Origin of the sequence: Brevundimonas sp. (genome assembly GCF_046299595.1) — a bacterium.
Classification (GTDB): Bacteria; Pseudomonadota; Alphaproteobacteria; order Caulobacterales; family Caulobacteraceae; genus Brevundimonas.
In genome coordinates this window covers 61,686-82,832 of record NZ_JBKBHQ010000001.1, presented here as the reverse complement: position 1 = coordinate 82,832, position 21,147 = coordinate 61,686, and the positions used below count along the sequence as shown (strand labels likewise).

Annotated in this window: 19 protein-coding genes and 1 tRNA gene; 10 read left to right on the top strand and 10 right to left on the bottom strand. The window is 66.4% G+C overall.

Translation table 11 applies throughout. From position 1 onward, the window contains the following. Positions 1 to 27: 27 nt before the first annotated feature. Positions 28 to 1,389, bottom strand: a complete 1,362-nt coding sequence (locus tag ACK4E3_RS00435) for a PleD family two-component system response regulator (protein WP_409694751.1) — start codon at positions 1,387 to 1,389, stop codon at positions 28 to 30. A 10-nt stretch (positions 1,390 to 1,399) separates the two neighbouring features. Further along, positions 1,400 to 1,765, bottom strand: a complete 366-nt coding sequence (locus ACK4E3_RS00430; RefSeq protein ID WP_409700965.1) for a response regulator — start codon at positions 1,763 to 1,765, stop codon at positions 1,400 to 1,402. Positions 1,766 to 1,901: 136 nt separating this feature from the next. Between ACK4E3_RS00430 and ACK4E3_RS00425 the strand changes: the two genes are divergently transcribed. From ACK4E3_RS00425 to ACK4E3_RS00410, 4 genes are all read left to right on the top strand, one after another. After that, entirely contained in the window at positions 1,902 to 3,191 is a 1,290-nt protein-coding gene (locus tag ACK4E3_RS00425) for a DNA polymerase IV (RefSeq protein WP_409694749.1), read from the top strand. Positions 3,192 to 3,217: 26 nt separating this feature from the next. Continuing rightward, on the top strand, positions 3,218 to 3,676 hold the full coding sequence (locus ACK4E3_RS00420) for a RidA family protein (protein ID WP_409694747.1): 459 nt from the start codon (positions 3,218 to 3,220) through the stop codon (positions 3,674 to 3,676). Beyond that, positions 3,673 to 4,830, top strand: coding sequence for a GNAT family N-acetyltransferase (locus ACK4E3_RS00415; RefSeq protein ID WP_409694745.1), 1,158 nt, complete (start codon positions 3,673 to 3,675; stop codon positions 4,828 to 4,830). Before ACK4E3_RS00420 ends, ACK4E3_RS00415 begins: the two co-directional genes overlap by 4 nt. A 73-nt stretch (positions 4,831 to 4,903) precedes the next feature. Beyond that, positions 4,904 to 5,347 carry an HIT family protein gene (locus ACK4E3_RS00410; RefSeq protein ID WP_409694743.1) on the top strand — a complete coding sequence of 148 codons (444 nt, stop codon included), beginning with the start codon at positions 4,904 to 4,906 and terminating at the stop codon, positions 5,345 to 5,347. Here ACK4E3_RS00410 and ACK4E3_RS00405 read toward each other — a convergent pair. Then, positions 5,329 to 5,718 carry a DMT family protein gene (locus ACK4E3_RS00405; protein WP_409694741.1) on the bottom strand — a complete coding sequence of 130 codons (390 nt, stop codon included), beginning with the start codon at positions 5,716 to 5,718 and terminating at the stop codon, positions 5,329 to 5,331. The two genes, ACK4E3_RS00410 and ACK4E3_RS00405, sit on opposite strands and share 19 nt — an antisense overlap. Positions 5,719 to 5,791: 73 nt before the next feature. Here ACK4E3_RS00405 and ACK4E3_RS00400 point away from each other — a divergent pair. After that, positions 5,792 to 5,867, top strand: a tRNA-Thr gene (locus ACK4E3_RS00400). Between the two features lie 515 nt (positions 5,868 to 6,382). Here the strand turns inward: ACK4E3_RS00400 and ACK4E3_RS00395 are convergent. After that, positions 6,383 to 7,663: a cystathionine gamma-synthase family protein gene (locus tag ACK4E3_RS00395; protein WP_409694739.1), complete on the bottom strand. Its 1,281-nt coding sequence runs from the start codon at positions 7,661 to 7,663 to the stop codon at positions 6,383 to 6,385. A 193-nt stretch (positions 7,664 to 7,856) separates the two neighbouring features. Here ACK4E3_RS00395 and ACK4E3_RS00390 point away from each other — a divergent pair, with 193 nt between their 5' ends. Beyond that, a complete protein-coding gene (locus tag ACK4E3_RS00390) occupies positions 7,857 to 8,363 on the top strand; it encodes a c-type cytochrome (RefSeq protein ID WP_409694737.1) in 507 nt (168 codons plus the stop codon). Positions 8,364 to 8,366: 3 nt separating this feature from the next. On the opposite strand, the gene ACK4E3_RS00385 is transcribed toward ACK4E3_RS00390, so the two are convergent. From ACK4E3_RS00385 to ACK4E3_RS00370, 4 genes are all read right to left on the bottom strand, one after another. Further along, positions 8,367 to 11,546 carry an efflux RND transporter permease subunit gene (locus ACK4E3_RS00385; protein ID WP_409700962.1) on the bottom strand — a complete coding sequence of 1,060 codons (3,180 nt, stop codon included), beginning with the start codon at positions 11,544 to 11,546 and terminating at the stop codon, positions 8,367 to 8,369. Then, positions 11,546 to 12,715 carry an efflux RND transporter periplasmic adaptor subunit gene (locus ACK4E3_RS00380; RefSeq protein WP_409694735.1) on the bottom strand — a complete coding sequence of 390 codons (1,170 nt, stop codon included), beginning with the start codon at positions 12,713 to 12,715 and terminating at the stop codon, positions 11,546 to 11,548. The genes ACK4E3_RS00385 and ACK4E3_RS00380 overlap by 1 nt, the downstream gene beginning before the upstream one ends. A 125-nt stretch (positions 12,716 to 12,840) precedes the next feature. Then, on the bottom strand, positions 12,841 to 13,644 hold the full coding sequence (locus tag ACK4E3_RS00375; RefSeq protein WP_409694733.1) for a hypothetical protein: 804 nt from the start codon (positions 13,642 to 13,644) through the stop codon (positions 12,841 to 12,843). Positions 13,645 to 13,657: 13 nt separating this feature from the next. After that, complete coding sequence (locus tag ACK4E3_RS00370) at positions 13,658 to 14,422, bottom strand: class II aldolase/adducin family protein (protein WP_409694731.1); 765 nt, start codon at positions 14,420 to 14,422, stop codon at positions 13,658 to 13,660. A 184-nt stretch (positions 14,423 to 14,606) separates the two neighbouring features. Here ACK4E3_RS00370 and ACK4E3_RS00365 point away from each other — a divergent pair, with 184 nt between their 5' ends. From ACK4E3_RS00365 to ACK4E3_RS00355, 3 genes are read left to right on the top strand one after another with little or no spacing between them, the layout of a single operon-like run. Beyond that, on the top strand, positions 14,607 to 15,755 hold the full coding sequence (locus ACK4E3_RS00365; protein ID WP_409694729.1) for a DUF2336 domain-containing protein: 1,149 nt from the start codon (positions 14,607 to 14,609) through the stop codon (positions 15,753 to 15,755). A gap of 41 nt (positions 15,756 to 15,796) precedes the next feature. Then, on the top strand, positions 15,797 to 16,567 hold the full coding sequence (locus tag ACK4E3_RS00360) for an NAD kinase (RefSeq protein ID WP_409694727.1): 771 nt from the start codon (positions 15,797 to 15,799) through the stop codon (positions 16,565 to 16,567). A 52-nt stretch (positions 16,568 to 16,619) separates the two neighbouring features. After that, on the top strand, positions 16,620 to 17,120 hold the full coding sequence (locus ACK4E3_RS00355) for an Hpt domain-containing protein (protein ID WP_409694725.1): 501 nt from the start codon (positions 16,620 to 16,622) through the stop codon (positions 17,118 to 17,120). A 56-nt stretch (positions 17,121 to 17,176) separates the two neighbouring features. Here the strand turns inward: ACK4E3_RS00355 and ACK4E3_RS00350 are convergent, their stop codons facing one another. Continuing rightward, positions 17,177 to 18,322 carry a DUF2336 domain-containing protein gene (locus tag ACK4E3_RS00350; protein WP_409694724.1) on the bottom strand — a complete coding sequence of 382 codons (1,146 nt, stop codon included), beginning with the start codon at positions 18,320 to 18,322 and terminating at the stop codon, positions 17,177 to 17,179. Between the two features lie 106 nt (positions 18,323 to 18,428). Here ACK4E3_RS00350 and ACK4E3_RS00345 point away from each other — a divergent pair, with 106 nt between their 5' ends. Continuing rightward, positions 18,429 to 20,246 carry an ATP-binding protein gene (locus ACK4E3_RS00345; protein ID WP_409694722.1) on the top strand — a complete coding sequence of 606 codons (1,818 nt, stop codon included), beginning with the start codon at positions 18,429 to 18,431 and terminating at the stop codon, positions 20,244 to 20,246. Here the strand turns inward: ACK4E3_RS00345 and ACK4E3_RS00340 are convergent. Then, a complete protein-coding gene (locus ACK4E3_RS00340) occupies positions 20,243 to 21,049 on the bottom strand; it encodes a transglycosylase SLT domain-containing protein (protein WP_409694720.1) in 807 nt (268 codons plus the stop codon). The two genes, ACK4E3_RS00345 and ACK4E3_RS00340, sit on opposite strands and share 4 nt — an antisense overlap. Between the last annotated feature and the right edge of the window lie 98 nt (positions 21,050 to 21,147).

Genomic DNA, 21,147 nt, shown 5'->3' with positions numbered 1-21,147 from the left:
GAGTCGGGGGCCTGACAGCGGAAGGGTTCAGGCCGCGCGTGCGACGACCCGGTTTCGACCTGTCTGCTTGGCCTCGTAAAGGCCCTCGTCGGCGCGCTTGAGCAGAGCCTCGGGCGTATCATTCCGGTCGCCCGACACCGCCACCCCGATCGAGATCGTCACGTCCAGCAGCTCGCGCCCGCCATAGACACGGTAAGGCGTGCCTGACGCGTGAAGGCGAATGCGCTCGGCGATCCGCTGCGCCGCTTCCATGCCCGTGGCCGGCATCACCACCACGAACTCCTCCCCGCCCGTGCGGCACGGCAGATCGATGGCGCGAACATTGGTGGCGATCCGCACGGCGAACTCACGCAGCACCTCGTCGCCAGCGTCGTGCCCGAAGGTATCGTTGATGGCCTTGAAGTGATCGATGTCGAAAGCCAGCACGGCCACAGGCTCGCCACCGCGCGCCGCGCGCCGCATCAGGGCCAGCAGCTGGCCCGACATATAGCGACGGTTGTGCAGCCCCGTCAGAGGATCGGTGACGGCCAGCTCCATGCGATGATCGAGGCGATCGCGCAGGAAATCCGAATAGCGCTTGCGCCTGATCTGGGTACGCGCGCGGGCCGCCAATTCCTCGGTATCGATGGGGCGGGACAGCACGTCATTAACGCCGATCTCCAGCGCCTTGAGCAGACGCTGGCGATCATCGGGATCGACCACGGCAACCAGCGGCAGATGGCGCGTCGCCTCGCCGGATCGCAGCTGGGCCGCCAGACGAAGCCCGTCAAAACCCTCGGCGCGCGCATTGAGCACCACCAGATCGACCGGCCCGCGTGCGGTGAGCATGGCACTCTCGGGATCGCTTTCGATCAGAGGGCGGTGCTCGCTGCCCAGAACTTCGGCGATGCGGGCAGCCTGCCGCGCGTTGTCGTCGACGATGAGCACGCGGCCACCGGCGCCGCGCATCTTGGAACTGGTCTCGTTCAGCCCCAGCCTGCGCCCGGATTCCTCACGCTCGCGCAGCTCGTCGATCACCAGCTTGAGGCGGGTGAGCGAGCGCACCCTCGCGAACATGATCACGTCATCCAGCGGCTTGGTCAGAAAGTCGTCGGCGCCCGCATCGAGCCCCTGGATGCGATCATCGCGCCCGTCCAGCGCCGTGACCAGCACCACGGGAATGTGCCTGGTCAGCGCATCGGCCTTCAGGCGACGGCAGGTCTCGAACCCGTCCATGCCCGGCATCATCACATCGAGCAGCACGATGTCGGGCTGTTCGGAGGCGGCCAGCTCCAATGCCGTGGCACCGTCGTGACAGCTGATCACGTCGTAATATTCTGCCGTCAGCTTGGCTTCCAGCAGGCGGACGTTGGCTTCCACGTCATCGACCACAAGAATACGCGCGGTCATCGCCCTGCCCTCAGTTCAGGTGCTTTCGCACGGTGTCGAGGAAATGGGTGATCGAGATCGGCTTGGAGATATAGGCCTCACAGCCCCCCTGGCGGATGCGTTCCTCGTCGCCCTTCATGGCAAAGGCCGTGACGGCCACCACGGGAATGTGGGCCAGTTCCTCGTCTTCCTTGAGCCACTTGGTGACTTCGAGGCCCGAGATTTCAGGCAGCTGGATGTCCATGAGGATCAGGTCTGGCCGGTGCTGGCGCGCCAGCGAGAGTGCCTGCAGACCCTCGCGGGTCTGCAGAGTCTCGTAGCCCTGCGAATCGAGCAGATCATGAAACAGCTTCATGTTCAGCTCGTTGTCCTCGACGATCAGGACTTTCTTGGCCATCATCAACCGAACCGTCCGCTCTTGTCCCGGCGGCATTGCCCGCCCACGACTGTTGCCCGTCGCGTTGAGAGCGCACTATGGCCCTCACATTCTTAAGTTGGCGTGAAGCCGGCATCAGCCCCTGCCCCGTTCTGTCGTGAGCCCTGTCAAGAGCCTCTGCCGCGATTGCCTACAGCCCGGCGACAGCGCGCGCTCGCGCTGCGATGCCTGCGGCTCGGTGCGCGTGGTCAATCACGAGGAACTGGGCACCTTGTGCATCGCGCACCTCGACTGCGACGCCTTCTATGCCTCGGTGGAAAAGCGCGACCGGCCAGAGCTGCGCGATCAGCCGGTGATCGTGGGCGGCGGGGTGCGCGGTGTCGTTTCGACCGCCTGCTACATAGCCCGCCAGCACGGGGTGCGCTCGGCCATGCCAATGTTCAAGGCGCGCAAGCTGTGCCCCGACGCCGTGGTCATCGCGCCCGATTTTCGCCGCTACAAGCAGGCCAGCGATCAGATTCTGGGCCGGCTCGCCGCCCTGACGCCCCTGATCCAGACCTTGTCGCTGGACGAGGCCTGGGCCGACCTGTCGGGCACCGAGCGCCTCAACGGTGGCCCGCCTGCCCTGCAATTGGTCAGGCTGCAGGCCGAGATCGAGCGCGAGGTGGGCGTGACCGTCTCCATCGGCCTCGCACCCAATCGCTTCCTGGCCAAGATCGCTTCCGACCTCGACAAGCCGCGCGGTTTTCAGGTCATCGGCGCGGCGGAGGCTGTGGGATTTCTCGCCCCTCGCCCCGTATCGATCCTGCCGGGGGTCGGCACTGTCATGGCGCGCCAGCTTCACTCGGACGGCTATCCCAGCATTGGCGATCTGGCCGCCGCCGACCTCAAGACCCTGGTGACGGCCTATGGCGAATGGGGGCTGCGCCTGCATGAACTGGCCCACGCGCGTGACGCCAGGCGCGTGAACCCGGAGCGTGATCGCAAGGGCATGAGCGCGGAAACCACCTTCAACGAAGACCTTAGCGATATCGAAGCCTTGAGGGCAGAGCTTTGGCCCCTGTGCGAAAAGCTGGCCATGCGCGCGCGCCGTGAGGGCGTGGCCGGTCAGGTCGCCATACTCAAGCTGCGCACTAGCGACTTTCGCCTGCTCACCCGGCGCGTGACCCTGCCCGAGCCCATTCAGACCGCCCGAAGCCTGTTCGCCCATGCCCGCGCCCTGCTTGATGCCGAACCCGCCGCCCGCCGCTATCGTCTGATCGGAATTGGTCTTGCCAACCTCGTCGACGCCGAAGCCGTGCCCGCCTCCCTGTTCGATCAGGGCGAGGGGCGTGCCCTGCGCACAGAGCGCGCCATCGATTCTCTGCGTGGCCGCTTTGGCCTCGATGCCGTTCAGGCCGGTCGCGCATTGAAGCCGCGCCCGCGTCCCGCTAGGAAACAGGACTGACCCACAGCCTTCAGGATCCATCGCTCATGAGCATCGACGCCCGCATTGCCGAACTCGGCATCACCCTGCCCGAAGCCGCCGCCGCCGTGGCCAACTACGTTCCCTTCGTGCGCTCGGGCAACCTGCTGCACATCGCAGGTCAGCTTTCCAACGATGCCTCGGGCGGGCTCAAGGGCACGGTGGGCGAGGACGTGAGCCTGGAGCAGGCCGTTGCGGGCGCACGCCTGTGCGGCATCAATCTGCTGGCCCAGATGAAGGCGGCGCTGGACGGCGACCTGTCGCGCGTGGTGCGCGTGGTCAAGCTGGGCGGCTTCGTGCAGGCCGGACCCGACTTCATTGACATTCCCAAGGTCGTCAATGGTTGCTCGGACCTGATGGTCGACGTGTTCGGCGACGCTGGACGCCATGCCCGCTCGGCCGTCGGCGTCTATCGCCTGCCCCTGGGCTTTGCCGTCGAAGTGGACGCGATCGTCGAGGTCAAGTGAACGACAGTGCCGGAGGATGGACAGCGAGGCTGAACCCCGCACTGTCTGCGCTCGACAGGTCAAGCTGGGACAGACTGTCAAATCCTGCCGGTAATCCATTTCTTTCATACGACTTTCTCAAGGCATGCGAGGTATCGGGCTGTGCGTCGCCCGCGACCGGATGGCAGCCCTGTCACCTCAGCCTGCACGACGAGACCGAGGCCCTGATCGGGGCCATGCCGCTCTATCTGAAGCATCACAGCGCGGGCGAATACGTGTTCGACTTCGCCTGGGCCGAGGCCTACGAGCGCGCGGGCGGGGCCTATTACCCAAAGCTTCTGGGCGCGGTGCCCTTCACGCCCGTCACTGGACCGCGCCTGCTGTGTGCGCCAGACGCACCGGAGAACACGCGGCGCAGTCTGGTCGAGGCCGCCGTCAGCTTTGCCTCACGCCTGCAGGTCTCATCGCTGCATGTGAACTTTGCCACCCCGGAGGATCAGGCCGTCATGCGCGAGGCGGGCCTGATCGACCGCGCCCAGCTTCAGTACTGGTGGCGCAATCCCGGATACGACAGCTTCGATGCGTTTCTCGGCGAGCTGTCGTCGTCACGGCGCAAATCCATCCGGCGCGAACGGCGCGAGGCCTGTCAGGGTCTGACGATCCAGCGCCTGAGCGGCTCCGACATCCGCGAGGCGCACTGGGACGCCTTCTTCGACTTCTATCTCGACACCGGCGAGCGCAAGTGGGGCGAGCCCTATTTCAACCGGACCTTCTTCTCGCTGCTCGGCGAGACCATGGCCGATCAGATCGTGCTGGTCATGGCCTTCGAGGGGGAGCGGGCGGTGGCCGGCGCCCTCAACCTGCGCGGTGGCGATGCCCTGTTCGGGCGCTACTGGGGCACGCTGATCGAGCGGCCCTTCCTGCACTTCGAGCTTTGCTACTATCAGGCCATGGACATCGCCATCGATGAGCGCCTCGCGCGCGTTGAGGCCGGAGCGCAGGGCGAGCACAAGATCGCGCGCGGCTATCGCCCGGAATACACATGGTCCGCACACTACATCGCCGATGAGGCCCTGCGCGCGCCCGTGGCCGAGCGCGTACGCCAGGAGCGCCGCCTGATGGCCCGCACCAAGGCGATGATCGAGCGCGAGCACCTGCCCTTTCGCTCGGCATGACAGCATCAGGCGCTGGATTTCACTGCGCGCCGTGGGCCATGATGGCGGGCAGCGCCACAGACCGGAGACGATCATGAGCCTGCGCGGCGACTATGACCCGAACAACATCTTCGCGCGCATCCTGCGTGACGAACTGCCCTCGGTGCGCGTGTTCGAGGACGAGCACGCCGTGGCGCTCATGGACGTCTTCCCCCAGTCGCCGGGCCATGTGCTGATCATTCCGAGACAGGGCCGGGCGCGAAACATCCTCGAGATCGAGCCCGAGACCCTCGCCCATCTGATCGAGGTCAGCCGCCGCGTGGCCATCGGGGTGAATGCGGCACTGTCACCGGACGGCATTTCCATCTTCCAGTACAATGGCGATGCGGGCGGGCAGACGATCTTTCACCTGCATTTCCATGTCGTGCCGCGCTGGGCGGACCGGCCCCTGAAGGGCCACGGACACGCACCCATGGCCGATACGGAGGAGCTGCGCGCCCTGGCCGACAAGATCGCCGCTCACATGCCTGCGGGCTGAACCGGAATCGGTCCCCTGAACACGAACCAGGCTCCGAGCGCGATCAGCGAAAAACCCATCAGGTGGTTGATCGTCAGGCGCTCACCCAGCCAGGTCACGGCAAACACGGCAAACACCGACAGGGAGATAACTTCCTGCATCGTCTTGAGTTCGGCGGCGCTGTAGACCTGATAGCCCATGCGGTTGGCGGGAACGGCGAGGCAGTATTCGAAGAACGCGATCCCCCAGCTGACCAGCACGATCAGCCACAGGGCCCGGTGCTCGACCTTCAGGTGTCCGTACCATGCGACGGTCATGAAAATGTTCGACACCACCAGCATGAGCACTGGCAGCACATGAGCAGGCGTCAGGCCTGACAGAAAGGTCGGCATGGTTGTGGTCCCGGCGGCACGATTGCCGCTTGCGGCATCTAGCGCAACGCCTCATAAGCACGCCAGCCCATGCGCCGGTTTAGCTCAGTTGGTAGAGCAGCGGTTTTGTAAACCGAAGGTCGCGGGTTCGAATCCTGCAACCGGCACCACATTTCCAAGGCTGACAAGGGGTTTGCGGCGCTCTGCCAAAGGCGCTGGATTTGGAACAAATCGGGTCAGTTCGGGACAATTCCGACCGAATTCCCCGGAATAGTCCCGAACCTGTTTCGCTATATGTTCGCGGTATACAGCGCATGTCGACCGCTCGTCTGGCGAAGCAATCACCGTCTGGCGACAACTGCGGCACCAGGGCTGGCATACTTATTCACGCGAGGATCGGCGCCGCTCGAGGCGATAAATCTCGCGCCTCAGCTCCACAAGTTCTCGGTAGTACCCCTCGAACTGACGCTCGTATTCCTTGATTCGATCATCCATCTGGCAAACCCGCTTATGGATATCAAAGGCAAGGAAATACCCTGCAATAATCAGCATCCACGCCCACCAGTCCATCACACCCTCCCGCTTGATAGCCACCTCAATCCTCAGATTGGGGGCAAATCGGAAGGAGCTTGTAAAGCTCAGAGCAACTCCGGCAGCGGTGCGGCGGGGGCCAGCCCGACCGCCCTCAGATCAGGGCCAGCGCCTGGCTAAGGTCTGCCCACAGATCCTCGACATTCTCGACACCGACTGACAGCCGGATCAGGTTCTCGCTGATGGCGCAGCGCGCCTTGGCCTCGGCGCTGTAGTCGGAATGGGTGGTGCTGGACGGGTGCGAGGCGAGGCTTTCGGTGCCGCCCAGACTGACAGCCAGCTTGAACAGCCTGAGGGCGTTGAGCACGGCAAAGGCCTCGGCCTCGCCGCCGCGCACACGTATCGAGAACGTCGAGCCGATGCCGCTGCACTGGCGCGCGAAGATCGCCTTCTGTTCCTCGCTCGCCCCGCCGGCCACCAGCACGCCCTCTACGCCGGGGTGCTCGCGCAGTCGGGAGATGAGCGTCTCGGCGTTGGCCTGCGAGCGCTCCATGCGCAGGTGCAGGGTCTCGAGACTGCGCAGCAGCATCCAGGCCGTGTGCGGGTCGGGCATGGTGCCACAGATGGTGCGCATCTCGCCGATGCGCGCCATGATCTCGCCCCCGCCCATGCATCCGCCCGCGATCAGGTCCGAGTGCCCGCCCACATATTTCGTCAGCGAATAGAGGACCAGATCGGCCCCCAGTTGCAGCGGGCGCTGCCACAGAGGGCCGAGGAAGGTGTTGTCCACCACGAGCGCGGGGCGCGCCTCGCCCGCACACGCACGCACCGCTTCGGCCGCGGCCCTGATATCGACCATTTCGTTGGTGGGATTGGCCGGGGTCTCGACATAGACCACAGCCAGGCGTCCGCCCTCGGCGCGTGCTTCGTCGCTGGCGCGCGCAATGGCCATGCGCAGCGCCTCGGTGCCGGCATTGGCGGCCACGCTCTCGACCCGGACACCCATGCGCGGGAGGATGCGGTCGAACAGGTATTCGGTGCCGCCATAGGCGGGCGCACTGTAGAGCACGCGCTCGCCGGGCCTGCACAGCGCCAGGATGCTGGTCGAGATGGCCGCCATGCCGCTCGAAAAGACCAGGGCACGCTCGGCGCGGTCCCACACCGACAGGCGATCCTCAAGGATTTCCAGATTGGGATTGTTGATGCGCGAATAGATCAGCCCCAACGCCTCCTCGGGCTCCTTTTCGCGCAGTCCATAGGCGACCTCGAAGAAGCGCTTGCCATCCTCGGCCGAGCGGAACACGAAGGTCGAGGTCTGGAAAATCGGCGTCTTGATCGAGCCTTCGGACAGGGCCGGATCGTAGCCGTAGCCCATCATCAGCGTTTCGGGCGACAGGGCGCGCGCGCCCAGGGTACGCAGCTTGTGACGGGACATGACGCTCCTCCTGGCCCGCGATTGACGGCTTGGATGCGGGCTCTCTCGTTGCCCCGCTCATAGGCGAGACGCCTCAGAATGGCCAGCCCGGGCATGGCATGCGCAGTCACGAGGCAGAACAGGCGCGCGCATCCGTCACCTTGCGAGCGCATGACACACGCGCGATCTAGGGCTGGCAGAACCGGAGGGACCCATGCGCACCATACCAACAATCATTGCCGCTGGCCTGATTGTCCTGTTGACGGCCTGCGGCCAGCCGCAGGAACAGGGGACTTCCTCACCCCCACCCTCGCTCGACGACGCTCAGCGCGCGGCGCTGATCGCGGCCCTGCCCGCTCCCTACAATGCCGGAGACTGGGCCGAGGGGCGCAGGGTGTTCGCGCGCTGCCGCGCCTGTCACACGCTCAACGAGGGTGGTGCGAACATGACCGGACCGAACCTCTGGCAGGTGTTCGGGCGCGAGGCCGGCACCCATGAGCGCTACAACTATTCGCCTGCGCTGCGCGATGCCGGTTTCGTCTGGGATGCCGAGCGGCTGGACCAGTGGCTGAACGATCCGCGCGGCTTCCTGCCCGGCAACAAGATGAGCTTTGCCGGCGTGCGCGACGAGACCGACCGGCGCAACCTGATCGCCTTCCTCAAGGTGGAAACAGGCTTCCCGCCCGAAGCGGAGCCTGCCTCGCCCGAAGCGGCTCCATAAGCCCTATTCGGCGGCCTGGGGCACCGTGTCGTTCGCAGTGACTTCCTGCGCTTCCCACTCGGCGATCTTGCGTGCCGTATACTCGGGCGAGCGGGTATAGCGGGCCACCAGCGCATAGATCACCGGCACCACGAACAGCGTCAGCAAGGTGGCGAACAGCGCCCCTCCAAAGATCACCACGCCGATGGTCTGGCGGCTGCCCGCGCCTGCCCCCTGCCACAGCACCAGCGGCAGGGCACCAAAGGCAGTGGCGATGGAGGTCATGATGATCGGACGCAGGCGCAAGGACGCCGATTCGATGATGGCATCGCGCACGCTGCGTCCCTGATCGCGAAGCTGGTTGGCGAACTCGACGATCAGGATGCCGTTCTTGGCCGCCACACCGATCAGGATGATCAGCCCGATCTGGCTGTAGATGTTCAGGCTGGAGCCCGCCATCACCAGGCCGAACAGGCCACCTGCAGCCGCCAGAGGCACGGTCAGCATGATGACTGCCGGGCTGATCCAGCTCTCGAACTGGGCTGCCAGCACCAGAAACACCAGAAGCAGCGCAAGGCCGAAAGCAATGGCCACCGAGGCGCCCGCCTCCTGCTGGTTGCGCGCCGCCCCGCCCCACTGGGTGACCACGACGCCCTGCGGCTGCTGCTCGATCACGCCTTCGAAGAACTCCATGGCCTGAACGAGGGTGTAGCCCGCGCCGATGTCGGCCTGGAGCGAGATGGCGCGCTGGCGATCCACGCGGCGGCGGTCGGGCGTGTCGCCGCTGGTCTGGGTCTCGACGACCGAGGCCAGAGGCACATTGGCGCCCGTGCCCGCGCGCACATACAGCGTCTCGAGGTCGGCCACGCTGGCCCGGTTCGCCCGGTCGGTCTGAAGGATGACGTCGTACTCACGCCCGCCGCGGATATAGGTCGTGGCCCGTCGCGACCCGAACATGGTCTCGAGCGTGCGCCCCACATCCTGTGAGGAGACCCCCAGTGCTGCGGCTTTCTCGGGATCGACATCCACCAGCAGGCGCGGCGCGTTGGGCTCGTAGTTCAGGCGCGGTCGCGACAGGTTGGGGTTCTCGAGAGCCGCGGCCAGAACCGGCTGGAGCCAGTTGTAGATGTCGCTGTACTCGCTGCCCGTGACCACCAGCTCGATGCCGCCACCGCCGCCACCGCCGCGCATCTGGAAGCCTTGGGGCACGCTGGCATTGACCTGGGCATCTGTCTGGTTGCGCAGTCGCCGGTTCAGATCCTGTGCGATCTCGTCCGCCGAGCGCGTGCGTTGGTCCAGAGGCGTCAGCGCCAGAATGCCGTTGCCGCTGTTGAAGGTGCCGCCACCAAAGCCGGGGCTGGAGACCATGTAGAACTCGGCCTCGCCCGCCTCGGCATATTCGGCAAGTATGGGCTCGAGGCCCAGCATGATGTTGCGCGTATAGTCAAAGCCCGCACCCTCAGGCCCCTGAATGCGCAGCATGACCCGCCCGCGATCCTCCGGCGGCACCAGCTCGCTGGGCAGGGCCCGGAACATCAGGAAGGCGCCAAGGCCCACCGCCAGCACCAGCGCGCCGACGCCAAGGGCCGCAGCCTTGCGCCCGATGATGCTCTCCAGCGTGCTGCGATAGGAATCCCTGAGCGCGCCAAGGCCCGCATCGACACGGCGCGCCATGAAACCCCCGCCGCTGGCCGGGCGCAGGATCTTGGATGCCAGCATGGGCGACAGGCTGAGCGCGAGGAACGACGAGAAGGCTACGGCTGCGGAAATGGCCACGGCCAGCTCGACGAACAGTCGGCCCACATAGCCGGGCAGGAACATCAGCGGGGCAAACACCGCAATCAGCACAATGGTGGTGGCAACGACGGCGAAGAACACCTGACGTGCGCCGCGCTCGGCCGCAACCAGCGGCGGCTCGCCATGGTCGATGCGCCTCTGGATGTTCTCGGTGACGACGATGGCGTCATCCACGACCAGACCGATGGCCAGCACCAGCGCCAGCAGGGTCAGGAGATTGAGCGAGAAGCCCAGCGGGGCCAGCACGATGAAGGTCGAAAGCAGACAGATCGGTGCCACGATCGACGGAATGAAGGCCGCGCGGATGGTGCCCAGGAACAGGAAGTTGACTATGGCCACGAGCACCAGCGCGATACCGATGGTGATCCACACCTCGCGGATGGCCTCGGCCGTGAACTGCGAGTTGTCGGTGCCGATGACCAGCTCGGTGCCTGCGGGAAGCGTGTCCTGAACATCGGCAAGGACCGCGCGCACCCCTTCCGAGATGGCCAGATCGTTCGACTGGCTCTGGCGCGTGATGGCCAGACCGATCTGGTCGAGGCCGTTGCCCCGGAACAGGCGCCGGTCATCGACGGCGGCCTCGACAATGCGCGCAACATCCCCGAGGCGCGTCACATAGGCAGCGGACTGCGCCGTGCCGGTCAGGCCCGTGCCTGCAATGGCACCGGCGCGAGTGATGGGAAGATTGGCGAACTCCTCAGCGGTGGCGTAGTTGCGCGCCACCCGGATCACATAGTCGGTGCTGGTCGACTCCAGGCTGCCTGCGGGAAGCTCGATGTTCTGGCTGGTCAGGGCCGTCTCGACATCCGTGACCGTCAGGCCGCGCGAGGCCAGCTCTGCCGAGTCGAGCCAGATGCGCATGGCATAGCGCTGCTCGCCATAGATCTGGATGGCCGCCACACCCGGCACCGTGGTGAAACGCTCGTTGAGGAAGCGTTCGGCATAGTCGGTCAGCTCCAGACGGTTCATCTCCGAGGAGCGCAGGAACAGGATCATGATCGGCGAGGCATCGGCGTCGGCCTTGGCCACCACGGGCGGATCGGCCTGGGCCGGCAGGGCGCGCAGCACGCGCGAGACCCGGTCACGCACATCGTTGGCGGCGGCGTCGAGATCACGGTCGAGCGAGAACTGGATCGTCACCTGAGAGCGGCCATCGCGCGAGGCCGAAGTGATGCGCTCCACCCCCTGAATGCCAGCGATCTGCTGTTCGATCGGTTCGGTGATGCGGTTCTCGATCACCTCGGCGGAGGCACCGGTGTAGGTGGTGCTGATGGAGACGACCGGCGGGTCCACATTCGGCAGCTCGCGCACGGGCAAGAAAAAGAATGCCGCCATGCCGATCACGCACAGCACGATGGCGCCCACGGCCGCAAAGACCGGGCGGCGGACAGCAAGATCGGAAAGCATCATGGCGCGGACTGCCCGGCGTTGCCGCGAACGCTGGCGTTGCCGCCTGCACCCGGACGCCCGCCCTGGGCGGCCTGACGGTCGAGGGGCTGAACCGGTGAGCCGGGCTGGATGCGATTGAGCCCCGTCGCCACAACGCGATCATTGGCATCTAGGCCAGAAAGAATCTCCACGCGCCCGCCCTCGTTGACCCCGATGGTGACCTGCACCCGCTGGGCTGAACTCTGCCCCTCGCGCTCGATGATGCGATAGACGAAGGCGTCGCCGCCCTGGAACAGTATGGCCGTCTCGGGCAACGACAGGCTGCTGCGCTCGCCGCGCACGATGGAGACGCGCATCATCATGCCCGGCCTGATCCGGCCGCCGGGGTTCGGAAACTCGGCTCGGGCCGTGACCGCGCGGGTCTGCTCGTTGATCCGGGTATCGAGGGTGGCAATGCGCCCGCTCACTTCCACGCCGTCGAGGGCGTCCGGGCGTGCACGCACAGGCTGGCCGTTGCTGATCGAGGACAGGAACCGCTCGGGTACGGGAAAATCGACGCGGATCACGCTGAGATCATCAAGCGTCGCCACCACGGTTCCGGGCGAGATCAGCGTGCCGGGCTGCACATCGGACAGACCCACCACGCCAGCGAAGGGCGCACGGATCACGCGGTCGCCGACGCGGGCCTGGGCGGCTCTCACACCCGCCTGCGCGGTCTCGTAGGCGGTGCGGGCCTGCTCGGCATTGACCCGGGGCGCGATGCCGCGATCGGCCAGCTCCTGCCAGCGCTGCCAGTCGCGCTCGGCCTGGGCCAGACGCGCCTGAGCCTCGATCAGGCCGGCATCCTGCTCGCGCGCCTGAAGCTCCACCAGCGCCTGTCCGGCACGCACGCTCTGGCCGTCACGAAACAGCACCCGCGTGACCAGTTCCGAAGTGTTGGATGTCACATTGACCGAGCGGCGACCACGCGCCACGCCCAGCACATCGAGCGTATCGGAAAAGCCGCGCGCCTCGACGACGGCCACGGACACGGCCTGACCGCCGCCGCCGCGACCACCCGGCCCGCCCGGACCCCCGCGTCCCTGCCCGCCGCTGTCATCAGCCAGCGCCAGCCGCAGGATGCCCGCGACAGCCATCACCGCAACCAGAGCGACGGCGGCAAGTGCAAAGAAGTGGCGCTTGAACAAATCGGGTCTCCAAAGCCGTGCGGGCTTGTTGACCGGCAAATCGGCCGCATCAACTAAAATCTCTGTAACCGGTGTCGTTCCATATGGAACGCGACAACCACCGCCAATCCGTCGCTACATACGGGTCAGAAACGCCGCCAGATGCCGATCACCGGTCCCGTTTGCGCCGGAACCTCGCGCCCTGCAAGAGCTGTGCGATAGCCAAGCTGAAAGGACCAGCTGCCGATCTCGCGCACGGCGCTGATCTCGGTGTTGGCCCAGGCGGGCCCGCCACCCGCCACCTCCCCCGCATAGACCTGGGACAGCAGCAGCCATCGAGGATGAGGACGCAGTCCCACAGTCACGTCGAGGCGGGTTTCGTCCTCCTGTTCCGAGCGCCAGCGCCGCGCCACCTGCACCTCGGCGAAGGCCCCGTCCAGCCATCCATCCAGACGGCCGGACCCGTGTCCGAAGGAGCGTCCCGCCAGCAGGCGCACCTCGCGCTCCGTCTCGCCGACGCCGGGCGGCGCATAGCCCGCGCCGCGCCCCTCACCCGCCCTGCCCAGAGAGGTGGAGAGCGCCAGCGCCCAGCGATCATCGCGCCACACCTGCCATTGCAGGCCGATCTCGCTGGTGCCCAGCCCCTCATAGCGCACGAAGGCGTCCTCGCCGCGCTGATAGTCCGTGCGCACGATCAGGGTCAGCCGGTCGCTCAGGCCGTGCTCGCCAAGGACAGAGGCGATGTCGTCGCGCCGCTCGGCCGGCAGGGGCAGCCGCACACCGTCGGGATCGAAACCCTCGCTGGCCCGCATGACCTCCAGCTTGACGATGACCTGGCTCTCGCCGCGCGCCTTGTTCCAGGCCCCTGCCTGCGTCGCGCCCGCGACGCTCAGCGTGACCGCAATCACGCCCGCCGCGAGAAAGGCTGCGCGCCCCCCAGCGCACATCATCAGGCCTCAGGCCTCATGTATCATAGCCGGGCAGGTGCCGGCCGAGCTGGCGCAGCGCGCCGGGCCAGGCCAGGGCGGCAACATAGGGCAGCGCGCGGCCCTGCTCCCTGGTCTCAGCCTGAGCCTCGTCGGGAGCGGGAAGCACGCCGTCGGCGCCCGCAGACAGCGCCGCGATCTGCTGACGGCACGCGCGCTCCAGAAAGAAGATGCCGAGCCAGGCCTGGGCCGCCGTTTCTCCGACTGCCAGAGTGCCATGGTTCCTGAGCAGCATCAGCGGCTTGTCGCCCAGATCAGCCACCAGACGCTCGCGCTCGTCATGGTTCAGGGCCAGCCCCTCATAGCCATGGTAGGCCACCTGGTGTTGAAGCAGGCAGGCGTTCTGGCTGAGCGGAAGCAGCCCACCCTTCTGCGCGGCCACGCCCACGCCCGCGTCGGTGTGCAGGTGGATCACGTAGTGGGCGTCGTCACGCGCCGCGTGCACCGCCGAATGAATGGTGAAACCGGCCGGATTGATGAAGTGCTGCGTCTCGGCGACGACGTTGCCCTCGAGGTCCACCTTGACCAGCATCGAGGCCGTCATCTCCTCGAAATAGAATCCGTAGGGATTGATGAGGAAATGCTTCTCCGGCCCCGGCACCCGCGCAGAGATATGGGTGAAGATCATGTCGTCCCAGCCGTGCAGGGCCACGAGACGATAGAGGGCTGCCAGATCAACGCGGGTCTTCCACTCCTCCTCGCTGACCTTACCTTTGAGCGATACCGAAGTGCCGTCGGCCATGGCGCTGTCCTCCTGTCGGGCGTCCCGTCAGGCCTGATCCGCCGGGTCGCCATCGCTATCAACCCGCCCGGGGCGGTGATGGTCAAGAGCGGCGCAGATTCACCTGCCGTTAAGGATGCCTTCACGCCACGGCGTTAACTCTGGGCATGCTATATTTTCCGCGACTTGCACCGGAGATTGTGCAGTGAGCCTGACCGCGTTCAACAGCCCCCATCCGGGCCGCAGTGCGGTTCTGTCCCCGGACATGCCCACAGGGCCTGAGCTGGTCGACCTGGCGCGCAGCCGTGAGAGGCCCGACCGCGAGCGCCTGCTCAAAGGCATTGTGGCCCTGTGCGAGGCCGCCGATCCCATCAGCCGCACCTCCAGCCCGCACCTGCTCAGCGACATCTTCACGACGCTGGTTTCCCAGATCGAGAGCGATCTGCGCCGTGTGCTGGCCGAGGAGATTTCCGAAGCCGAATGGGCGCCGCGCGCCCTGATCGACATTCTGGTGCTCGACGAGATCGAGATCGCCCGCCCGATCATCGCCCGCAGCCCGCTTCTGCGCGATCAGGATCTGCTTCGGGTTCTGGTCGAATGCACTCTGGAGCATCAGATCGAAGTCGCGCGCCGCCCGCGCATCAGCTCGCGCGTGTGCGATGCCATCATCGACAATGCCGAACCTGTGGTCATGACCGCCCTGGCCGGCAATCGCAGCGCCGACATCAGCGAGGGGGGCATGCGGCGCCTCGTGGAAGCCTCGCGGCGCATCGCGGCGCTGCGTGGCCCGCTGATTCGCCATCCTCACCTCAGCGAAAAGCTGGCTGCCCAGCTCTACGCCTGTGTTGGTCAGGCCCTGCGCCAGGCCATTTCAGAGCGCTTCCGTGTCGATACCGTCCAGCTCGACCGCGCCGTAGAGGCCAGCATGCGCAGCGCGCTTCGCAGCACGGAGCCAGGCAAGCCCACTCCGATCGAAGACCGTGAGCGCATCGAGATGGAACAGCGCCTCGTGGCCAAGCTCGATACCTCGGGCCAGCTGAGGCCCGGCTATCTGATCCGGGCGGTGCGCGAAGGGCGTCTCAGCCTGTTCGAGATCGCCCTGTCCACACTGGGCGGCTTCAATCTGGATGATGTCCGCAGGGCCATGCGTGATACCAGTGCCCGCAAGCTGGCGCTGGCCTGTGCCAGCGTGGGCATCGACCGCGCCGTGTTTCCCGCGCTGGTTCAGGAAATCCGCCGCCTGAACGCGGACCTTCCCGGTCACCAGCCCTTCGATATGACGGCGACATTTGCCCTCAGCAGCGACGCCAGCGCACGTGCCTTTCGCGAGGCTGCCACCCACGTCGCAGCCTGAGGGGCGTTGACAGTGGGGGCGGCGAAGGGTTGCTGTGGGCTGTGAGCGACACCCTTGCCCTGCACTTCACCCACTCTGATCGCGCCGATGCCGCCGAGGCCTCGCGCAAGCTGGTCGCACGCTACGGGCAGGCGCCTGTCAGTGAGGCCGATGTTATCGTGGCACTGGGCGGTGACGGCTTCATGCTCGAGACCCTGCACGCCAACCTGTCACGGCGCACGCCCGTCTATGGCATGAACATGGGCTCGGTCGGCTTTCTCATGAACGACCTCGAGATCGACAATCTGCCCGAGCGCGTGCGCCACGCCACCAGCGCCACCATTCATCCCTTGCAGATGGATGCCTGGACCCAGGCGGGCGAGGTTCACTCTGGCCTTGCGATCAACGAGGTGTCCCTGCTTCGTCAGACCCGTCAGAGCGCCAAGCTGCGCATCAGCGTGGACGGGCGCGTGCGCATCGACGAGCTGTCGTGCGATGGCGCCCTGATCGCCACGCCTGCGGGCTCCACCGCCTATAATCTGTCCGCCCACGGACCGATCATTCCGCTCGATGCCAAGGTACTCGCACTCACCCCGATCAGCGCCTTTCGCCCGCGGCGCTGGCGCGGCGCCCTTCTGCCCCACACGGCGCGTGTGTGTTTCGAGGTGCTTGAGATGGACAAGCGCCCGGTCAGCGCCGTGGCCGACAGCTTCGAGGTGCGCCGCGTGGCCAAGGTCGAGGTCTGTGAGCGGCGCGACATCGCCCTGACAATGCTGTTCGACAAGGACCGCTCGTTCGAGGAACGCGTGCTGGCCGAGCAATTCACAGCCTAGGGGTGCCGGTCACGGGTTTTTAAGGCTGCGGGGCTATGGGTAGGGCAGTCAAATGCGGAGTCCCGTCGTGAACAAGCCCTCGTCCGCCCAATTCATCCAGCCGCCCAACACACTGAAAGCCAAGCTCGGCGGCGGCTTCGGCGGCATCGATGCCTCGGCCATCGCCAAGGCCGAGGAAGCTCTGGCGGCCATGTCCGGCCAGTTCGCGGCATGGCTTCAGGACGAGCTGGACAAGCTCGAGGCCGCCCGTAACGCCATCCAGACCAACGGCTATAATACGGCAACGGCCGAGGCGCTCTATCATCGCGCGCACGACCTCAAAGGGCTGGGCTCGACATATCAGTTCCCCCTGGTGACCCGTCTGGCCGGATCGCTGTGCAAGCTGCTGGACGATCCGGCCAAGCGTCTCGATGCGCCCCAGGTGCTGCTCGATGCGCACATCAATGCGATCAAGGCTGTGGTGCGCGACGATATCAAGACCGATGACCACCCCGTGGGCCTTGCGCTCGCCACCGAGCTGGAAACGCGCGTGCGCGACTTCAACGGGCGTTGATCGCGCCCGCCACCATCCAAGCCACAATCATGAGAAGGCCCGGCGCCTCGCCGGGCTCAGGCTGCATTGGCTGCTGAAAGCGGCGGCGGCGGCGCGCTCATGTCGAGGCGGTCCATCAGATAGGCCACGTCCTCGCGCGGTGCATAGGCGCGCTGGGTCAGGAAGCGCTCCAGCATACGGTTCTGAAAGCGTGAAGGCTCGGGCGTCACGCCTTCGCGCAGCATCTCGGCCCAGGTGTCGACACCGGCACGGAACGCCGTGAACAGGCGCGGCGGCAGCCCCGCCCGGTCATAGATGGCCTTCAATCCCAGCGCCCCGGCATCATGGATCATCAGCCAGGCGCGCGCGTGCGGCACCCCTGCCAGCACGGACAGGGCGTGCTCGAAGAACGGCATGGAGCCTCGTGCCAGGGCACGCAGCAGAAGCGAGGCATTGAGCTGCCCCCTCGCATCAAGATGCTGACAGAAAACACCAAGATCATGAGACTTTTCGGCCTGGTCAATAAGATCGACCGTGGCCCGCTCGCGCGCATCGGCGGCCAGGCGGATGGCCACTTCAGGCGCAATGGCATGGCGCGAGACCAGATGGGCGCGCACGCTTTCCGAAGCCGCCTCGATCAGCCGCTCGGTGATGTCGAGCGGCAGCACACGGCGATAGGCCAGAGCCGTGACCACCTCACCGGAGTCTGCGAAACGATCCACGACCCTTGCCATGGCCTGCTCGGAAAGGTCGGCGTTGTCATTGGCGCACAGGGCGCGCACCGCGGCTTCGACGCCCTCCGCAGCGAGGGTGCTGGCCACCTCCCGGCCGACGAAGGGCCTGCTGGCCACAGCCACCTGGCGGGCCTGATCGCCCGCGCGCACGATGCGGATCAGGTCTTCATCAGTGAATACAGGTGAAAAACCGATAACGGGCAAGGCGATGGAATCGACGTCCTGCGCCAGCTTCATGGCGACATCGCGCGGCAGCACGTCGGAACAGCGCAGTGTGACCGCCAGAGCGCGGCGTACCAGTTCCGCGGCATCGTCAGCCATGATGCGGATGATGCGCTGGGCCGCCTTCAGGTCCAGATCGCCCAGCTCGGCCCGGTCGATGGCCCGGCACAGCTTGTGCGCCGCAGACGCCCGCTCGTCGTCGTCGCGGGATTTCACCAGGCGTCGAATGTCGGCTTCGGTGAGGCGGGCGCGCATCGGGCTGGCCATGGGCGGGTCGTGTCGTTCCGGGAGCGATTGAGAGTGCCCAGTATCTCGCCTTTAACCTTACCCAATCTTTACCATGCGCCCGCCTGTCGTAACGCGGAATAAATCGGTGCGCGCCTATGCTCGCATCATGACGGTCAGCAGCCCCACCTCGATCAGTGCAGACGACGCCCTCGCCAATCGCGAGGTGGGGGCGCTGGGGCTCGAAGCTCAGCTCAAGCTGCTGCCCTATGCGCTTGGATTTTTTGGCATTTGCCTGCCAGTGTTTGTGCTGATCGCCGCCCACGCGCCCAACGGAGCCTGGATGGGTCTGTCGCTGGGGATCTACGCCTTCAACTGGGCGGTCTTCTACGCCATCGCCGACTGGCATCGCCGCAGACCGCTGGAGGTCGGCAATCTGCGGCTGCGCACCGCCGTGCACATGGGGGCGGGCCTTCTGTGGGCCGTGGCCGTATTGCAGACTGCATTTCTGGCCATGGGCGCCGGCCCGTTTTCCGAGATCCTGCTGGTCCTTTGTGCGGGTGCAGCGGTGGGCGTGATCTTCTTCTGCGCGCCTTCCCTGCCCAACCTGCTTGTGGTGGGACCGGCAGCGGCGATCGGCCCGATTGTCGGCCTCTATACCCTGCATGGAGACAGTGCGACGGCGACGCTGGTGCTCAGCGCCCTGGCTCTGGCTATGGCCCTGGCGCTGATCCTGAACCGGCACCTGCGCGAACACTTTGCCCTGGCCATCGAGCGCGAACGGCTGTTCGGCGAGAACGAGATCGCCCTTCGTCACAACCGCCTGCTGGCCAAGTCGCGCTCGGACATTCTGGCCACCCTGTCACGCGAGGTCCGCCATGGCCTGTCCGGCGTGGCCCAGGTGCTGGCGGCGGCCATGGGCGCAGGCACGCGCGGCGCGCCGTCCCGCGACAAGATCGACACCGCCCTGTCCTCGGCCCGCAGCCTCGTCGAGGTGCTGGACGCCACCTTGGACAATCACAGCGCCGAGCAGGGACAGCTCGTCATCGCCCGGCAGGAAGTCGATGTGGGCCGGATCATTCAGGAGCTGCTGCTGCATCATGCCCGCAACGCCTCGGCCAAGGGCCTGACCTTGAGTTCCGACGTCAGGAGCGTCACGAGCAGGACTCTTGGCGGTGCCATCGGAGATCGCGCGCGGGTGCGCCAGATCCTGCACGCGCTGCTGTCCAATGCCATCGCCTACACCGCCCGTGGCCGTGTCGAGGTGCGTGCCAGCCTGCCCGAGCCCCAGCGCCTTCGCATCGAGATCATCGACACAGGGCCGGGCCTGACGCGCGAAGAGCTGGTCATGGCCTTCACGCCCTTCACCCGCATCGAGCGGACCAGCGCTGGCCTGCCCGGCGCGGGCCTCGGTCTTGCCCTGTCGCGCAAGCTGGCCGAGTTGATGGGAGGGCGCCTCGAGGCCGAATCCTCGCGCGGCATCGGAAGCCGCTTCATTCTGGAAATGCCCTTCGATCCTGACGCCGAGCTGGACACCACTCCAAGTGCCCCCCTCGAGCTTGGCGAGCGCCCCCTAAAGGTCGTCATGATCGAGGCCGATCCGCTGAGCGGTGCCATGCTCAAGGCCGTGCTGGAACAGCTCGATCACCAGGTCCTGAGCGTCAGGAGCCTCGAGCGGGCTGCCGAGCTGCTGCGTGCGGGACGCCCCGACGTGATGCTCGTTTCGACACAGGCCGAGCCTCAGGACATCGCGGCCTTCATGACAAAGGTCCAGTCGGGCCGAGCGCCCATGCCTGTGATCGCGGTGATCGAGAGCGAAGACACGGACGCCGACGCGCTGGAGGCCATGGGATTTGCCGCCGTGATCTTCAGGCCCGTGACCTTGAGCGGCGTCACTCATGCGCTGGAGGAGGCGCGCCGCCGCGTCATCGAACAGGCCCGCCAGGCCAGCGAGCGCGCCGCCTAAAATCCGGAGCCCGGCTCGCGCCGTCCCGGACCGAACGCCGCAAGCAGCGACCCGGTACTCAGGCCCTGCTGGTCGTTCTGGCCTGTCAGCATGGCCAGAAGCTGCTGCTGGCCACGCAGACGATCAAGCCGTTCGGCAAGGGCGCGCTCCTGATCGCTCAGGACAGGCACGGTCTGGCGAGGGCCGGACACAGCCGCCCCAGCACCATGCTGACGTGTGAGGTTGGCATAGACCTCCGCCACCGTGGCCGCGCGCCCGTCTCGATAGAAGATGGGCCTGTTGGCGGCAGCGGCCTGCGGAAACAGGCTCGCGGCGATGGCGGTCGGGCGGCTTCGGACCGCCTCGATCAGACGTGCCGAACCCTCCGGCCCGAGAAAATGCGCGGCATAGAGATCGCCTGAGCTGGGCTGGATGCCGGTTCGCCCCCGCAGGTAAGCCGCATGGTCGGACGCCAGCTCGGCCGCCATGACCGCAGACGCCTGCGGATCGAAACGCAGGTCCATGACCTGCTGGCGCGCAGCCTCGCTGACCCGATAGCGCCCGTCCGACCCGCGCGTGATGTGCTGGGCATAGGCGCCGTAACCGTGACGCGCGCCATGACGGCTGAGCGTCGCCAGCCAGGTCTGGTCGATGAACTGATAAAGCCCGCTCGCCGATGAGGTGCGCGCCCTGGCTCCGGGGTTCAGGGCGCTCTCGCGCCGCGCGGTCGCCATGAGGAACTCGAAATCCACGCCGGTGCGATCGGCCGCCCGGCGGATGGCCGCCTCGACGCTGCCCCTCGATGCGATGGCTCCGACGCTCATGATCCAGCATCTGCCCCAACGTGGTTAACGCGCGCTGAACCCGGCGATCGGCAGCAGGGGCTGTCCAGGGCCCCAATTCCACCACGAACGACGCGCCT

Bases quoted from the DNA above. Each gene is read 5' to 3' on its own strand.
- ACK4E3_RS00350 (WP_409694724.1), bottom strand. From the start codon at position 18,322: ATGGCCAGCCCGATGCGCGCCCGCCTCACCGAAGCCGACATTCGACGC.
- ACK4E3_RS00430 (WP_409700965.1), bottom strand. From the start codon at position 1,765: ATGGCCAAGAAAGTCCTGATCGTCGAGGACAACGAGCTGAACATGAAG.
- ACK4E3_RS00375 (WP_409694733.1), bottom strand. From the start codon at position 13,644: ATGATGTGCGCTGGGGGGCGCGCAGCCTTTCTCGCGGCGGGCGTGATT.
- ACK4E3_RS00340 (WP_409694720.1), bottom strand. From the start codon at position 21,049: ATGAGCGTCGGAGCCATCGCATCGAGGGGCAGCGTCGAGGCGGCCATC.
- ACK4E3_RS00410 (WP_409694743.1), top strand. From the start codon at position 4,904: ATGAGCCTGCGCGGCGACTATGACCCGAACAACATCTTCGCGCGCATC.
- ACK4E3_RS00390 (WP_409694737.1), top strand. From the start codon at position 7,857: ATGCGCACCATACCAACAATCATTGCCGCTGGCCTGATTGTCCTGTTG.
- ACK4E3_RS00355 (WP_409694725.1), top strand. From the start codon at position 16,620: ATGCGGAGTCCCGTCGTGAACAAGCCCTCGTCCGCCCAATTCATCCAG.
- ACK4E3_RS00405 (WP_409694741.1), bottom strand. From the start codon at position 5,718: ATGCCGACCTTTCTGTCAGGCCTGACGCCTGCTCATGTGCTGCCAGTG.
- ACK4E3_RS00385 (WP_409700962.1), bottom strand. From the start codon at position 11,546: ATGCTTTCCGATCTTGCTGTCCGCCGCCCGGTCTTTGCGGCCGTGGGC.
- ACK4E3_RS00395 (WP_409694739.1), bottom strand. From the start codon at position 7,663: ATGTCCCGTCACAAGCTGCGTACCCTGGGCGCGCGCGCCCTGTCGCCC.
- ACK4E3_RS00370 (WP_409694731.1), bottom strand. From the start codon at position 14,422: ATGGCCGACGGCACTTCGGTATCGCTCAAAGGTAAGGTCAGCGAGGAG.
- ACK4E3_RS00435 (WP_409694751.1), bottom strand. From the start codon at position 1,389: ATGACCGCGCGTATTCTTGTGGTCGATGACGTGGAAGCCAACGTCCGC.
- ACK4E3_RS00420 (WP_409694747.1), top strand. From the start codon at position 3,218: ATGAGCATCGACGCCCGCATTGCCGAACTCGGCATCACCCTGCCCGAA.